This window comes from Pseudomonas sp. NFIX10, from assembly GCF_900111955.1.
GTDB classification, from domain to species: Bacteria; Pseudomonadota; Gammaproteobacteria; order Pseudomonadales; family Pseudomonadaceae; genus Aquipseudomonas; species Aquipseudomonas fluorescens_AA.
Genome location: NZ_FOKH01000044.1, coordinates 1 through 14,854 on the forward strand (window position 1 = coordinate 1; position 14,854 = coordinate 14,854).

Here is a 14,854-nt window from a genome sequence, read left to right on the forward strand (position 1 = left end):
TGCGTGATAAATCACCAACTCATCTTTGGCGACATCAACACCCACGATCGGCTTTGCGACAGAAACCGGCATTGCCATTGAAAATCCTCCGGGCTAAGGTTTGAACACTTGAAGGGTTCACCCAGAGGCGCAGGCTTGTTCCTATCGTCGGTCTAGGCCAGATGCATTCTTTATCGGCGCTTGGGTGAAAGGAGGAGGGGTGAAATCTCCCACGGTCTGTACTGCGGCTAACAGTCAGAATCGAGCTTTGTCCCTCCTCCCCCCTTCAAGTCCTACCATACAAGCGAGCTTGCTCGCGATGGCGGTGGCTCGGCTTGCGACTGGGGTCAGATCTTGAAGCTGTCCACCAGTTGCTTCAGTCGATTGGCCTGTTGGGACAAGGCATCGCAATCCTTCAGGGTTTCATTGAGGTTGGCCACGCTTTGCTGGTTCAGCAGGTTGATGTGGCTGACGTCCATGTTGAGGGTTTCGACCACCGCGGTCTGTTCTTCGGTCGCGGCGGCCACCGACTGGTTCATGCCGTCGATCTCACCAATGCGCTGCGTCACGCTGACCAACCGCAAGCCAGCCTGGTTGGCCACTTCCACGCTTTCTTCGCTGGAGGTCTGGCTGGCGTTCATCGTGGTGACCGCTTCACGGGAGCCGACCTGCAGCGAGGTGATCATCTTGTGGATTTCTTCCGCCGACTCCTGGGTACGGTGCGCCAGGTTACGCACTTCATCGGCCACCACCGCAAAACCGCGGCCGGCTTCACCGGCACGGGCCGCTTCGATGGCAGCGTTCAGGGCCAGCAGGTTGGTTTGCTGGGAGATGCCCTTAATCACGTCCAGGATGTGCCCGATGTTGTCGGTGCTGGCGTTCAGGGTTTCGATCTGGGTGCACGAGAGGCTGATCTTCTGCGACAGCTCGGTCATGGCCTGGATGGTTTTTTCCACCACCTGGCGACCGTCATCGGCCTGTTCGCTGGCACCGCTGGCATGCTGCGAGGCATCGGCGGCATTACGGGCGATTTCCTGGGTCGCGGCGCCCAACTGGTTGATGGCCGCGGCCACGCTGTTGGTGCGGGCACTCTGCTCATCCGAGCCGACGAGCGAAGCGTTGGACGAGGTCATCACTCGTTGCGACAGGTCATGCACCTGGCGGGTAGCGGAAGACACTTCCGAGATCGACGCATGAATCCGCTCCACGAACTGGTTGAACGAACCACCCAGCACCGCGAACTCATCCGTGCCCTGCACCACCAGGCGCCGGGTCAGATCGCCTTCGCCCTGGGCGATGTCCTGCATGGCGCGGCCCATGGTGGTCAACGGGCGCATCAATACCTGGATCAGCATGCTCAGCAGCAACGCAATGGCCGCCACCGCGACGAACATCGCGATCAACGCCGACGTACGGAACTGGCTCAACGGCGCGTAAGCCTTGGCCTTGTCGATCGACAGGCCGATGTACCACTCGGCATTCGGCAGGCCCGCCACCTGGGTGAACGAAAGAATGCGGTCCTTCCCATTCAACTCGACCTCCTGGATACCCTTGCCAATGCGCACAGGGGTGCCGGGGTAGATGTCCTTGAGGTTCTTCATCACTTGGTCTTTATCCGGGCTGACGATCACCTGACCGTCGCCGCTCACCAGGAACGCATGGCCGATACCACCGAAGTCCACGGAGTTGATGATTTTCACCAGGGTTTCCAGGCTCAGGTCGCCGCCCACCACGCCGAGCAGTTCGCCGTTGTGCTTCACCGGCAGGGCAACGGTCACCACCAGGCCGCCCACCGCCGCCATATAAGGCGGGGTCAGCATGGTTTTATCGGCGGTCACCGCCTGTTTGTACCAAGGGCGCTGACGCGGGTCGTAGCCGTCAGGCATTTTCGCGTCAGGCCGTTGGGTGAAGACACCGTTGGCCTGGCCCACATAAGTGAACTGGAAGTTCGACGTCAGCGCCGGTTGGTCAACCAGCCCGGGCAAATCGGCAGTCGGGCCCTGGTGCGCGATGTTTTGCGCCAGGTTTTCCAATACCAGTATCCGGCCACTCATCCAGTTCTGGATGCTGCTGGCCGTCAGATCGCCGGATTGCTCGATGGACGACTCAAGGCTGCTGCCAATGGTGTTGCGCTGCAAATAATCGTTGTAGAGCGTGAACAGGGCAAAAGCCAGAACCACCACACCAGAGGCGGCGAGAAGGATTTTGTGGCTGAACTTTAGATTCATCGATGGGGCTTCTTATGCAAGGAGTGGGGGTGCATTCCAGATTGCAACGTTCCATATAACGACGCGGGCGGTTGTCACTTCGCTCCACTTTGGTGCACGCATATCACTCTGTCGGCAAGCCTGTACAAATAATTAGGGATTCGAAGAAATAGACGACGGGAGGACAAGGCGAGCGAACGGTGGTTGCAAATTCGCCGGGCGATGATGACAATGCGACCTATTATCATTTGTAACATCCAGGCCGTCGCGTCCATGTCATCTCCCGAGTTTGCAGTACAGGCGCTCTACAGCCGGCATCACGGCTGGCTCAATACGTGGCTGCGCACCCGGTTGGGCAATGCCGCCGACGCGGCGGACCTGGCTCAGGACACCTTCGTGCGCCTGTTGCAGCGTAGCGAACGCCTGGAGCTCAGGACGCCACGTGCCTTTTTGCGAACCATCGCCCAAGGCCTGGTGATCGACCATTGGCGGCGAGCGGAAATCGAACGCGCCTACCTGGAAACCATCGCTCACCTGCCGCCAGCCCAAACCCCTGGTGCTGAAGCCCAGGCCTTGATCCTGGAACTGCTCGAAGCCATTGCCAGGATGCTCGAAGGCCTCAAGCCGAAAGTGCGCAGGGCCTTTCTGTTGGCCCAGTGCGAGGGTCTGACGTACAAGCAGATCGCCGAACAGATGGGCATCTCGCTGCGCTCGGTGGAGCGCTACGTCGCCGATGCGCTGTACCACTGCTATGTGTTGCGCTATGAAAGCTGAGCCGGCGGATCACTTGCAGAGCCGCCGCAACGGCCCGTCGCAACAGGTGGTCAGGCAGGCGATCAACTGGCTGTTGCGCCTGCGCAATCACACCGCTCACCCGACCCTGCGCCAAGAGTGCGACACCTGGCGCGCCGCCCACCCTGAACACGAACTGGCCTGGCAACGGGTGCAATCGCTGCACAGCGAATTGACCGCCAACCTGCGGGCGGTGCCCGGTGCCCATATCGCCCTGGACACCCTGGAAAACAGTGCCCAGCGCCTCAGTCGTCGTCAGGCCCTGAAGTTGCTGTCGGGCGTTGCCGTGGTGAGCGGCGCGGCATGGCTGGGCAAGGACCTGGGCTGGCAAGCGTGGAATGCCGATTTCGCCACCGCCACCGGTGAACGCCGAGGTTTCCAGTTGCCAGACGGCACGCGGCTCGAGCTCAATACCCACAGCGCCGCCGACCTGGACTTCAGCGCCCGGCAGCGCCTGATTACCCTGGCCCGCGGCGAAATCATGGTCACCTGTGGCCGCGACCCGGGACGGCCGTTGCTGGTGAAAAGCAGACATGGCCTGTTCGAAGGGCTGGAAGGACGCTTCGTCGTGCGCCAGGACAGCGACTGCACGCGCTTGAGCGTCACCAGCGGACACGTCGTCATCCGTTCGCACCCCAGCAGCGATGGCCCGCCCATCCAGGTCGAGGCCGGGCAAAGCTATCTGGTCACTGCATCGACAGCGTCCCTGGCACCGCCGCTGGACATGGACGCAGGCGCCTGGGCCGACGGCTTGATCGTCACGCGCAACATGCGCCTGGAAGACTTCCTCAATGAAGTAGGACGCTACCGCTCGGGCTATCTGCACTGCGCAGCGTCGATCGCCGACCTGCGCCTGTCGGGGGTGTTTCGCTTGGAAGACACCGACAAATTGCTGGCCGTCCTGCCCCGCACGCTTCCGGTACAGCTGCGCTATCGAACCCGTTGGTGGATCACGGTGGAACGCCTGGCTTGATTTTTTTTGGCGGGTTTCAGACCGGCGTCCGGCTAGGACAGTAAGCAACCCTTATCTGCCTTCAGCGACTCCTACGGAACCTACAATGACTGAGCGCGTACCTCTCAAGAACTCCTTCGGCTTTTCTTCGCAACCGCGCCTGTTGCGCCAGGCGATTCATGCCGCACTGCTCTCCACGGCACTGGGGGTCAGCGTCGTGCCGATGCTCGCGCTGGCCGCACAAAACGGCGTGACTGCCAGCCGTCAGAGCTACAACATAGCCCCGGGCCCATTGAGCGATGTGCTGAACCAGTTCGCCCGCCAGGCCGGGATCACCCTGGCAAGCACCCCGGCGCAAACCGGCGGCGTCCAGTCCCCGGGGCTCAAGGGCGAGTATTCGCCCGACCAAGCCCTGAGGCAGTTGCTCAGCGGCTCAGGACTGGTTGCCATCAGCCAGGATGGCAGCAGCTATGTGCTGCAAACCGAGACCGCTGGCAGCACATTGGAATTGCCGACCACCGACATCAAGGGCTTCGCCCTGGGTAATGCGTTGGGCAGCATGGAAGGCTACAACGCCACCCACAGCCAGGTCGCCACCAAGACCAGCACCGCCCTGCGGGAAACCTCCCAGAGCGTGTCGGTGGTCACCCGCGAGCAAATGGACGACCAGGGCGCGCAAACCGTGTCCCAAGCCATGCGCTACACCCCCGGCGTGCTGACCAATCCCTACGGCGCGACCCACCGCTACGACTATGTGGCGATGCGCGGCTTCAACGACGGCTCGGTGGATAACATCTACCTCGACGGCCTCAAGTCCATGGGCGACAGCGGCACCTACAGCTCCATGCAGGTCGATCCGTACTTCCTCGAGCGGGTCGACATTCTCAAGGGCCCGTCCTCGGTGCTCTACGGCCGCAGTTCGCCGGGCGGCTTGGTGGCGCTGACCAGCAAGAAGCCGCTGTACGAGGCCTATCACCAGGTCCAGGCCACGGTCGGCACCCAGGGCCAGCGCGGCATGGGCTTCGACTTCAGCGGCCCGGTGGATGACGAAAAACGCCTCACCTATCGCCTGATCGGCCTGGCGGACAGCTCCGACACCCAGTTCGACCACAACAAGGAAAAACGCTTCGCCCTCGCCCCCACGGTGAACATCGACTTCAGCGAGGACACCTCGCTGACCCTGCAAGCCTACCTGCAGCATGACCCCGACGGCGGCTACCACGGTGGCATGCCGGCCGACGGCACCTTGCATCAGCGCAACGGTCGACGGATTTCCGAGCACTTCTTTGAAGGCGAACCCGGCATCGACCGCTATGAGCGTGACCAGCAGTCGTTCGGCTACCAGTTCGAACACCGTTTCAACGATGTCTTCACCGCCCGGCAGAACTTCCGTTACCTGGACTCCGAGGTCAAGAACGATCAGGTCTATGCCTACGAATGGACCACGCCCACCAGCAACGAGCTGAACCGCTACTACACCGGCGCCGAAGAAAAGCTCCATTCGTTCATCGTCGACAACATGCTGCAAGCCGAATTCTTCACCGGCGCCACCCAGCACACCGTACTGATGGGCGTCGACTACCAGCGCCGCAAAACCGTGGTCGACTGGACCAGCGGCAGCCTCGCACCGATCAACGCCTTCGACCCGGTCTACGGCAACTCGGCCATCACCTACTTCAGCCCCACCAGCTACCTGCGGCGCCTGGAGCAGACCGGCGTCTACCTGCAAGACCTGATCGAAATGGACAAGTGGCGCTTCTCCCTCGGCCTGCGCCAGGACTGGGTGCAAACCTCGGATGAGAACCGCATCGCTGAGTTCGGTCGTCCGGAAGGCACCGAGATCAACGACAAACGCACCAAGCTCACTGGCCGTGCCGGGGCGCTGTACCTGTTCGACAACGGCCTGGCGCCGTACATCAGCTACTCCGAGTCGTTCAACCCGAACTCCTATGCCGACAGCGCCGGCAACCCGCTGCCGCCGACCGATGGCACGCAGTGGGAACTGGGGTTGAAGTACCAGCCGCCGGGCACCGATGACCTGTACACGGCCTCGCTGTTCCGCATCGACCAGGAAAACCTGGCGACCAAACTGCCCCAGGACAACTTCTACCGCGCCATCGGTGCCGTGCGCTCCCAGGGCCTGGAGCTGGAAGCGCACCTGCAGTTGACCGAACAATTCAAAGTGCTGGGCAGCTACACCTTCACCGACATCGAATACTCGAAATCGATGGTCAGCACCCTCAGCACGCCCACCGACATCATCGAAAACAAGGGTAACTCACCGACCCAGGCGCCGCGCCACATGGCCTCGGCCTGGGCGGACTACACGTTCGACAGCGGCACCCTCGATGGCCTGCGCCTGGGCGGCGGCGTGCGCTACGTCGGCTATAGCTGGGCCGATGCGGAGAACACCATGAAGGTGCCGTCCTACACCTTGTTCGATGCCTCGGTGGGGTATGACCTGGGCAAGGTCGGCTTGAAGGGCGTGGACGTGCGCCTGAACGCGAACAACCTGACGAACGAAAGCTACGTCGCCTCGTGCGCGAGCCTGAGCTATTGCTACCTGGGCGAAGAGCGCAATGTGGCGGCGACGGTGAGTTACCAGTTCTAAGCGCCACAGGCTTGATCGTTCCCACGCTCCGCGTGGGAATGCATCCCGTGACGCTCTGCGTCACCTTGCAGAAGCGGAACGCGGAGCGTCCCTGGCGGCGTTCCCACGCGGGAGCGTGGGAACGATCGATCCGCGCTAGCCGGCCCACCACTTTCCCTCGCCACAGATTCTGCTTCTGCTCTTTGGACGGGTTAGCTTCAAACCCGAACCGTATCCCCTTCCTCCCGCACCACAGCTTCCTGGCGCACAAACCGATTCGCCCGCCCGAACGTGCCGAAGTCATTGAACCGCACGCCCATCTCCCGCATCACCTTGTGCGCCACCGGCACCGTCAGTTGGCGAATGTAGAACGGTTCCTTCACCACGAAATGATGAATGCCGTGGCTGCTGCCGAAGTTGAAGCAGAACGCCTGCAACGGCCACAACCACCAGGGATTGAGCACCTGGGTTTGCTGGATGACGTTGCCCGGCTCGATGTCGCCGTAGTAGTGCATGTTCGAACTGACGAAATGCAGGCAAAAGGTGCGCAACACGTTCGGCCCGATGATCACCACCGCCGCGATGTCGATCACCTGCATCGTCGCCAGCGTGGTGGCCGACCAATCGATTGAAGTCCCCAGCAGACTGGCGACACCGTTGGCCCCGTGGAAACCGAGGAACACATACCAGGCGCCCCAGTGCAGCAACGCCAGCGGGAAGTAAACCTTCAGCGTACGCTTGAGGATGCTGCGCTTGTGCACCCAGCTCTTGGCCCGCAGCAGGCGGATGAAGGCCGACATCACGTTGTCGCCCACCATCAGCAACCGCGCCAGCCCCCAGGGTTCGCCGTTGGTGATGGCGCGCTCTTCCATATCGGCCTCGCTGCCGGACACCTTGTGATGGTTGAGGTGCAGATGGCGGCGGATCCACGGATTGATCGTGCTCGGCCGCGCCAGCCACACCAGCCCCATCATCAGGTTGTGGGGCAGGCGCTGCTTGCGGAAATACATGCTGTGGATCAGGTCATGTTCCAGCTCGTGGGTCAGGGACGCGAAAAACCCGTTGAGCAACAGGCACGCCCACCCGGCCAGGTAACCGTTGATGTAGAGCAGCGCCGAACCGATCATCCCAGCCAGGGCCAGGGCCAGGATGCCCGCGCCCAACGCATCCTGGTGGCGCAGGATCGGATAACGCTGGCGCAACTCCTCGCCCCGGGCCAGGACCACCTGGCGAATATGGGCCGCTCGTTGTTGTGCATTCAATCGCTCGGGGCTTGCGCAAGTGCCGTGCATGGCTTACATCCTCTATCAGAGATGTGCTCATCCTGCCGGGCGTTGTCCCATGGGGTGGTAGCCGTAAACGCCAACCTGTTGACCGCAAGCGCCAATCGTCATGACGGAACCGACCTCCCTCGCCAGTTGGACCCGCGCCCTGCGCAAGCAGCTCGATGCATTGGGCCTGGACAGCCATGCCCTGTGCGTCGAGGCGGGGCTCGACCCGCAATGGATGGACGACCCGAACGCCCGTTATCCGCTCTCGGCCACCACGCGCCTGTGGGCATTGGCCGTGCAGGCCAGCGGCGACCCGGCCATCGGCCTGCGGGTGTCGCGCTTCGTCAGCCCCACCACGTTTCACGCACTGGGTTATGCCCTGGTGGCCAGCGGCAGCCTGCGGGAAGTGTTCGAGCGGATCGTGCGCTATCACCCGGTGGTCAGCGATGCACTGACCCTGCAACTGAGCCGCGGCGAAGACCGCTACCGCTTCAATCTCGATGTGCCCCAGGGCAGCCCGTCACCGGCCTTTGAAGCCATCGATGCGTTCGCGGCGATTTACGTGCGCACCTGTCGCAACCGCCTCGGCCGTGATTACGCGCCACTGGCGGTGTACCTGCGCCGCCCGGAACCGGCGGACCCCAGCCCATGGCATAAAGTGTTTCGCTCGCCGGTGCATTTCGGCGCCGCCCAGGATTGCCTGGAGTTCAACCTCAGCGACTTCGACAGCCACCTGGACGACGCCAACCCGGAACTGGCCGAGCACAATGAAACGGTGCTCGAACGCACCCTCGCCCAGCTCAAGCCGCTGACCTGGGAACGCAAGGTGCGCGCGGCCATCGAGGCCCAACTGCCCGAAGGCGAGCCCAGCGCCGAACGCATCGCCCAGGCCATGCACCTGAGCCTGCGCAGCCTGCAACGGCATCTGGCCGACGAAGGCTGCCGCTTCGACGCACTGCTCAACGAATGCCGGGAAAACCTTGCGCTGCTGCACCTGCGCGATCCCCAATGCTCGCTGAGCGAAGTCAGCTACCTGCTGGGCTTCGCCGATACCAGCAGCTTCAGCCGCGCCTTCAAGCGCTGGACCGGGATGACGCCGGGGCAGTTTCGGGATGGGTTGCGCTAGGGATTTGCGTTGGCTGGGCTGGTCCTATCGCGAGCAAGCTCGCTCCCACATTGGGAACGGTGTGACCGCGATATCTGCGGCAACACAACCCCCCTGTGGGAGCGAGCTTGCTCGCGATGGCGGTGTATCAGTCAATATTGATGTCGACTGACCTGTCGCCTTCGCGAGCAAGCTCGCTGCCACAGGGGGCAGGTCGGTTCAGATGGTGGTCAGCGCCCGCAACCGCTCGATGTCGACGATTTCGATCTCGCCATAACCCAGGTGGAGAATGCCCTGGGCCTGCAAGTCCTTGAGGATCTGGTTGGTGGTCTGGCGGGACAGCGAGAGCATCAGCGCCAGTTGCTCCTGGGGCAGTTGCAAGACCCGGCGCGGCGGTTCGATTTCGCCGTAGCCTTCGGCGATCATCAGCAGGCGGTGGGCCACGCGGGCCGGGGCGGGCATCAGGCTCAGGTGTTCGAGGTTGATGAAGGTCAGGCGCAGTTTATGACTCATCAACAATGCCAGATGCCGCCAGTAGATCGGTTGCGCTTGCAGGAAGGCCAGCAACGGCGCCTGGGGCACGTGCAGCAGCGTACCTTGACCCACCACGACCGCATCATGGGTCCGTGGCTGGCCATCGAACAGGCAGATTTCACCGAACCAGTGAGGTGCCTCCACCACGCTCAGCAACGCCTCCTTGCCCTGTTCGTTCACCGCACCGACGCGCACCGCGCCTTCTAGCACGGCATACAGCCCACAGGGTGGATCGCCGCGCTGGAACAGCCGATGCCCCGCTGGCAGGCGGCGCACCCGCGCCATGCCCAGCAGACTATTCTGTAACTCATCAGGCAGATGGCTGTACCAGTGGCCGGCCATCAGGTGCGAGTGCCAGGGATGAGAATTCATGGAAACTCCGGGACAAGTGTCGGCTAACTGACAGAACGCCTCGTGGTACCCGGGCATCATGCAGGCATCACCTCAGGAGGAACAACAATGAAAAGCCTCGTCGATCATCTCAGTCAATACGCTGCTTATCACCGAGACCCGCGCAACATCGCCAGTCATTTCATCGGGATCCCGCTGATTTTCGTCGCCGTCGCCGTGCTGCTGTCACGCCCCGGCTGGCCAGTGGGCACGGTGCTGGTGTCACCAGCGCTGCTGGCGGCGGTGGCCAGCGCCTGGTTCTACCTGCGCCTGGAGTTGCGCCTGGGGGTGCTGATGACGGTGCTGCTGGGCCTGGCGGTATGGCTGGGCCAGGTGCTCGCCGCGCAAGGCACCTGGGTATGGCTGGGCAGTGGCCTGGGGATGTTCGTGGTGGGCTGGGCGATCCAGTTCGTCGGCCACTATTACGAAGGCCGCAAGCCGGCGTTCGTCGACGACCTCACCGGGCTGATCGTCGGGCCGTTGTTCGTGGTGGTGGAAGCAGGCTTCCTGCTGGGGCTTCGCGGCGAACTGAAGCGGGCGATCGAAGAGCGTGTCGGGCCGGTGGCGTTGCGCAACCAGCGTTCGGCGGCGTGAAAAAACCATAGCCCTCTGTGGGAGCGAGCTTGCTCGCGATTGCGCTCGGCCAGACACATCCGTGTCGACTGATCCACCGCTATCGCGAGCAAGCTCGCTCCCACAAGAGTCAGACCTTGCCGCTCAAGCGTTACAGGGCTCCGAATTCGACCCGTATCGTCAGCGCGCCGGTGTTATCTTTCAAGCCAGACCCGTGCTGCCCGGTCAGGTCATCGTTGATGCACAGTTGCAGCTCCCCTTGCTGATTGCCCGGAACCTGCGCCAGATCACCCACCAGGAACGGCTTGCCACCGTTGCCCACGCGACCGATCAAGGCGCCTTCGGCGGCACCGGGCAAGGCATAGCTGCTGTAGTCGATGTGCCTCGAACCGCCATTTCCATCGACATTGCCGCCCTGCGGACTGGCACACCATAGCCCACTGACGTAGCGGACCAGGCGCGGTACCACCCCGTTGACCTGCACGCCAGTGCCCTGCCAGGCGATGTTGGATTGGACCTGCATCGTCACCGCCTTCAGGTCGTTGGCCACAGTGTCCCCGGCCTGGAACGACAACGCTGCGATCGTCAGGCTCGGGTTCGAAGTGCCGGTGCTGGGGAACACGCCATCGCCCACCAGGAACAGGTTCTTGTGGTCCCAACTGCGCTGGTCCTTGTCCACCACCGACTTGGCCGGATCATCGCCCATGCGGTAGGTGCCCATCAGGTGCCCGGCGCCCTGGAAGCTGTACTCCTCGCCTTTGTAGGTGAATTTGCCTTGGCCGATGGGTACCGTCAGCTCCACGGCACCGAGCATCTCCGTGATGATCTTCGTCGCCAACACTTTCGCCCGCCTGAAACCTTCCTTGGTGTAATCGGAGAGGTCATAGTGGATTTCCGGGCGCAGAAGGCCAAGCCCATCCGTGTAGCCATCCGTCGAAGGCACGATGTAGCAATTGGAATGGTCGGGATTGTCCTCCACCTGCTCCACCAGGAACCCGATCCGAAACTGACGGGTGAACAAGTCATTGAGTTTTTGAATCAGAGCCGTGCCGTAAAGCACTTCACTGGGCAGCGGCGGTGTCTGTTCCGATAGCAATGGGTTAGTGCGGCTGACGTTATCCCCATCGATAAAATCGGCCACGGTGACGTAAGGGTCGCCCACCGGCCAGTTCCAACCCTCGTTACCGATCTCGATGCGCCACGCCGCTCGCTGGCTGCGAAAATCGCCGTCACGCAAGCTCTCGATGCCCGCCGTGGACACCGGGCCACGATACGGAAACACCGCCTTGCCTTCCGGCATCAGGCCCCACGCCAGGTAAATCGGATGGTCGGACAGGCTGCGTCCCACCTGCCCACTGCTGTTGGCCACACCGTTGGGCCAGTCAGTCGTCTTGGAGTTGAGCAACAATTTAGGGGTTTCGATGGCATGGGCGGCGACCACATAACGTTGTCCGACAGCCACGCCGGTTCCCGTCTTCGGCCCCTCGCCAAGTTGATATTGAATGAATTCGATGCCATTGATGTTCTTGTCCGGACCCACGTTCACTTTGCTGGCCACGGTCCGGTACATGACCCGGACCTTGCCGGTGGCCAGGGCTTTGTTCAGGGTCACAGTGGCGTCGTACTTGGCCTGGATCGGGCAGATCGGCGTGCAGTTGGTATTGCCGGCACACACCCGGCGCCCGGCGTAGGGTTGGGAGTTGCGGCCGGCCGGCGTCGGGCTGACCACCAGCGGCAACCCGTCGAAGCTCTTGCCGGTCACGGCCGCGACAAAACTGCCATCGACCAGCGACAACGGAATGCCGTGCATCGGGAATGAATAGCCCTCGGGAAAGGTCATGCCCAGGTAGGCCTGGTCGGCGACATTGGCCGACACCCCGATTTCCGCCTCCGCCCGGCAATAGGCGCTCTGCAGGTCGTCGTAGCCGATCGGCCAATCCACCCCGACGCCGTACTTGCTCCTCAGGCGGAAATCGTTCGGCACCATGCGCAGGCAGGTCCCGACCCAGTGCCAGGTCGTCCCGCCGCCCACCCGTTCATAGGTGCTGTTGAACGGCAGCGGACCTTTCTGCACCAGATAGCTGACGTCGTGATCGTTCCAGCCCTTGATCAAGTCGGCGATGGTAGCCCGAGGGGCATTTTCTTTGGTCGGATATCGCCGTGTGTCCAAGGTCGATAGCGGAGGGTAGGGCGATTCCGGAGTTTTCAGGGTGGCAGTGTAGAAGCGCTCCAGGTATTGCGCACGGTTGACCGGGATCTCCGGCCCCGATTCGAGGACCAACACATCCACGCCAGCCATGCCCAACTGATAGGCGATGATGCTGCCGGCCAGTCCTGCGCCAACGACGATCACCTCTGCTTGTTCGGTACTCATGACGAGGCTCCTTGTGAGTGAGCGGGCACCCCGGTGTAATCCTCGAGGCTCGGTGGCGTCGTGTTCCAATAGCCGAAAAACATCTCGCTGTAGCCCATGGGGTGGGCCTGGGCAATTTTCCAGGCCCAGCTCTGGATGTAGGCCTGGTCGGAGACCACCGTCTGGACTTTCTCCTTGAAACTCCCCGCGTCATAGGGTTGGTACCAGACCCCCAGCAACCACAGCTTCATGATTGCACGCGCGGCCAGCACGGTTTTCGGGAGGACCGGCTGCACTCCGATGTCCACCAACACTTTGTGGGCAATCAGATCGGGATGAGACTTTTCAGCCGCCTGCGCGGCGAACTGGGTTAGCAACGCATTGAGTACCTCCGGCGTGATTCGCGGCGTGATGAACTCAAGAAAGATCGTCGGCAGTCCCACCTGGTCGATCGCCGGCGCAAGCCGATCAGTGGGAATGCCGGTCAGGGCCGATGAAAGGCCAATGAAATTCTCCAGATCACTGCTCATGGCTGACTCCTTGTCGCGCCGGTGGACTGTGCGCGTTCGAGCAAATAGGTGAAGTCCGCGAAACTGGTACGCGGGGATTCGGTGACATGGGTGGCGGCATTGCCGTGACACGCCATGCAACTGGACGACGCCTGGGGCACGGTGCCCTGGATGTAGGTTTCCAGCGTGGCATTGGCCAGGAACAACGGGGCCGGGCTGCCCAGTGGGTTGGCGGCCGATACCTGGCAGTTCTTGGGCGGGTCTGACGGCCACTGGGTACTGATCAGTTGATAGTTCGCCCAGACACTCCGCGGGTTCACCGTACGCAACAGCGTTTGATAGGTGGTATTGAGGGTTTTGGTGGCTTCGGTCAACGGCACTTCCCGCACGATCTGCGAGGGTGTCGCCTTGACTGCCGGGTTCCACGGCCGTGGCGGCGGCTGGTTGATGTCGCTTTTGCTGGCCGCGTTGTAGAACAGATAAGGCCCCGTGCGCTGGGCCACAGGCGTGGTTTTTTCCGGCACGTTTTTCACATGCTCGAAGGTTGACCAGACCCATTGCGCCGCACTGGCGGTCTTATGGACCATATGCAACCCCACCAACCCGACCGGCTCGGACACGCATGACTCCGCGACGATCGGCCCATGGCTCGGGTCGTTGTTACCCGGGGTGTAGACCAGTGCATCGACGGTATGGAAATCCTGGCGGTTGTCGTTGGGGCCCAGCACTTTCCACGATGCCTTCACCATCACCGCGCCGACCTGTTTGGTCTGGGTGGAACCACAGCTGAACGCCACGGTATTGTTCGGGTTGGCGGCGAAGAATTTCTGCTGACCTTCAATGCTGTACAGACCGTTGTCGACGATCCCGTTGAACATCGATTGATTGACCACGATTTCGTTGCGCGTGTAGGTACCGTTCTGATCCACCAACGGGCCGCTCTCGAAGGGTTGGATAAACTCATCCAGCACATCGGGAACCTTGCCCATCTGCTGCAGCAAGCGACCCGGCTTGAGCGACTTGCACGCTTCAGGGAGAGTCGCCGATGCGTTCCAGGGCAGCGGCGTCTGGCCCTGGGCCCGGAAGATCTGGTAACTCTCCTTCCAGCTTTCCCACACCGTGGCGCCATCTTGCTTGCCAATGGGCGTGCCGGTATTCGGATCACCGTTATCCAGCGCCGGCCAGTTCAGGGCGATGAAGGTCTGCCATGACAGGTCATCGAAATCGGCTTGCAGGCTGGGCAGTGAAACCGGTTTGGTCACCGTGACATCGAAGGGTATCTGGGGGGACAACGAAGGGGCGGCGCTGGCGGCCGGGACCAGCAAGGCACTTAGCAATGCACAGCCCAGCGGGCCGTGCCGACTGACTTCCATTCTCATACTTCATCTCCTTGGCATCAGGGCGCCAGGAGATAACACCGGTCCGTCGTTGGACTCTCTCTCGCCTCCTGGCAAGTCAGAGTCTAGGTAGGGTTTGAGATGGGCAAAGGCTTTGAAGTAGAACCAATCGAAGCAAGGCTGGGTAGAGTTATTCAGATTCTGATCGGGGGCAGTGAGGACGCCATCGCGAGCAAGCTCGCTCCCACAATGGATCTCCATA

Annotated in this window: 11 protein-coding genes; 5 read left to right on the forward strand and 6 right to left on the reverse strand. The window is 62.0% G+C overall.

Annotated elements, in window-relative coordinates:
* Nucleotides 1–326 precede the first annotated feature (326 nt).
* A complete protein-coding gene (locus BM321_RS27700) occupies nt 327–2,207 on the reverse strand; it encodes a methyl-accepting chemotaxis protein (protein WP_092446121.1) in 1,881 nt (626 codons plus the stop codon).
* A gap of 252 nt (nt 2,208–2,459) precedes the next feature.
* Between BM321_RS27700 and BM321_RS27705 the strand changes: the two genes are divergently transcribed.
* From BM321_RS27705 to BM321_RS27715, 3 genes are all read left to right on the forward strand, one after another.
* The gene (locus BM321_RS27705) at nt 2,460–2,960 is read left to right on the forward strand and encodes a sigma-70 family RNA polymerase sigma factor (protein ID WP_092176834.1); all 501 of its coding nucleotides are present in this window, start codon (nt 2,460–2,462) and stop codon (nt 2,958–2,960) included.
* Complete coding sequence (locus tag BM321_RS27710) at nt 2,950–3,951, forward strand: FecR domain-containing protein (protein ID WP_092446124.1); 1,002 nt, start codon at nt 2,950–2,952, stop codon at nt 3,949–3,951. Before BM321_RS27705 ends, BM321_RS27710 begins: the two co-directional genes overlap by 11 nt.
* Nucleotides 3,952–4,036: 85 nt before the next feature.
* Nucleotides 4,037–6,541, forward strand: a complete 2,505-nt coding sequence (locus tag BM321_RS27715; protein WP_092446126.1) for a TonB-dependent siderophore receptor — start codon at nt 4,037–4,039, stop codon at nt 6,539–6,541.
* A gap of 197 nt (nt 6,542–6,738) precedes the next feature.
* Here BM321_RS27715 and BM321_RS27720 read toward each other — a convergent pair whose 3' ends face one another.
* Nucleotides 6,739–7,812 carry a fatty acid desaturase gene (locus tag BM321_RS27720; protein ID WP_092446128.1) on the reverse strand — a complete coding sequence of 358 codons (1,074 nt, stop codon included), beginning with the start codon at nt 7,810–7,812 and terminating at the stop codon, nt 6,739–6,741.
* A 100-nt stretch (nt 7,813–7,912) separates the two neighbouring features.
* Here BM321_RS27720 and BM321_RS27725 point away from each other — a divergent pair, with 100 nt between their 5' ends.
* Entirely contained in the window at nt 7,913–8,917 is a 1,005-nt protein-coding gene (locus BM321_RS27725) for an AraC family transcriptional regulator (RefSeq protein ID WP_092204960.1), read from the forward strand.
* Nucleotides 8,918–9,115: 198 nt separating this feature from the next.
* Here the strand turns inward: BM321_RS27725 and BM321_RS27730 are convergent, their stop codons facing one another.
* Nucleotides 9,116–9,802 carry a Crp/Fnr family transcriptional regulator gene (locus tag BM321_RS27730; RefSeq protein WP_092446130.1) on the reverse strand — a complete coding sequence of 229 codons (687 nt, stop codon included), beginning with the start codon at nt 9,800–9,802 and terminating at the stop codon, nt 9,116–9,118.
* An 87-nt stretch (nt 9,803–9,889) separates the two neighbouring features.
* On the opposite strand from BM321_RS27730, the gene BM321_RS27735 reads away from it, so the two are divergent.
* Entirely contained in the window at nt 9,890–10,414 is a 525-nt protein-coding gene (locus tag BM321_RS27735) for an Mpo1 family 2-hydroxy fatty acid dioxygenase (protein WP_092446132.1), read from the forward strand.
* Nucleotides 10,415–10,544: 130 nt separating this feature from the next.
* On the opposite strand, the gene BM321_RS27740 is transcribed toward BM321_RS27735, so the two are convergent.
* Genes BM321_RS27740 through BM321_RS27750 form a run of 3 tightly spaced genes read right to left on the reverse strand, consistent with a single transcriptional unit; the run spans nt 10,545 to nt 14,634 of the window.
* Nucleotides 10,545–12,767 (reverse strand): GMC oxidoreductase, encoded by a 2,223-nt coding sequence (locus BM321_RS27740; protein ID WP_092446134.1) that lies wholly within the window; start codon nt 12,765–12,767, stop codon nt 10,545–10,547.
* Nucleotides 12,764–13,276: a sorbitol dehydrogenase gene (locus tag BM321_RS27745; RefSeq protein ID WP_092446136.1), complete on the reverse strand. Its 513-nt coding sequence runs from the start codon at nt 13,274–13,276 to the stop codon at nt 12,764–12,766. The genes BM321_RS27740 and BM321_RS27745 overlap by 4 nt, the downstream gene beginning before the upstream one ends.
* Nucleotides 13,273–14,634 carry a cytochrome C gene (locus BM321_RS27750; protein ID WP_092446138.1) on the reverse strand — a complete coding sequence of 454 codons (1,362 nt, stop codon included), beginning with the start codon at nt 14,632–14,634 and terminating at the stop codon, nt 13,273–13,275. Before BM321_RS27750 ends, BM321_RS27745 begins: the two co-directional genes overlap by 4 nt.
* Nucleotides 14,635–14,854: the final 220 nt, after the last annotated feature.

Bases quoted from the DNA above. Each gene is read 5' to 3' on its own strand.
- BM321_RS27750 (WP_092446138.1), bottom strand. From the start codon at position 14,634: ATGAGAATGGAAGTCAGTCGGCACGGCCCGCTGGGCTGTGCATTGCTA.
- BM321_RS27730 (WP_092446130.1), bottom strand. From the start codon at position 9,802: ATGAATTCTCATCCCTGGCACTCGCACCTGATGGCCGGCCACTGGTAC.
- BM321_RS27715 (WP_092446126.1), top strand. From the start codon at position 4,037: ATGACTGAGCGCGTACCTCTCAAGAACTCCTTCGGCTTTTCTTCGCAA.
- BM321_RS27745 (WP_092446136.1), bottom strand. From the start codon at position 13,276: ATGAGCAGTGATCTGGAGAATTTCATTGGCCTTTCATCGGCCCTGACC.
- BM321_RS27720 (WP_092446128.1), bottom strand. From the start codon at position 7,812: ATGCACGGCACTTGCGCAAGCCCCGAGCGATTGAATGCACAACAACGA.
- BM321_RS27710 (WP_092446124.1), top strand. From the start codon at position 2,950: ATGAAAGCTGAGCCGGCGGATCACTTGCAGAGCCGCCGCAACGGCCCG.
- BM321_RS27740 (WP_092446134.1), bottom strand. From the start codon at position 12,767: ATGAGTACCGAACAAGCAGAGGTGATCGTCGTTGGCGCAGGACTGGCC.
- BM321_RS27705 (WP_092176834.1), top strand. From the start codon at position 2,460: ATGTCATCTCCCGAGTTTGCAGTACAGGCGCTCTACAGCCGGCATCAC.
- BM321_RS27700 (WP_092446121.1), bottom strand. From the start codon at position 2,207: ATGAATCTAAAGTTCAGCCACAAAATCCTTCTCGCCGCCTCTGGTGTG.
- BM321_RS27735 (WP_092446132.1), top strand. From the start codon at position 9,890: ATGAAAAGCCTCGTCGATCATCTCAGTCAATACGCTGCTTATCACCGA.
- BM321_RS27725 (WP_092204960.1), top strand. From the start codon at position 7,913: ATGACGGAACCGACCTCCCTCGCCAGTTGGACCCGCGCCCTGCGCAAG.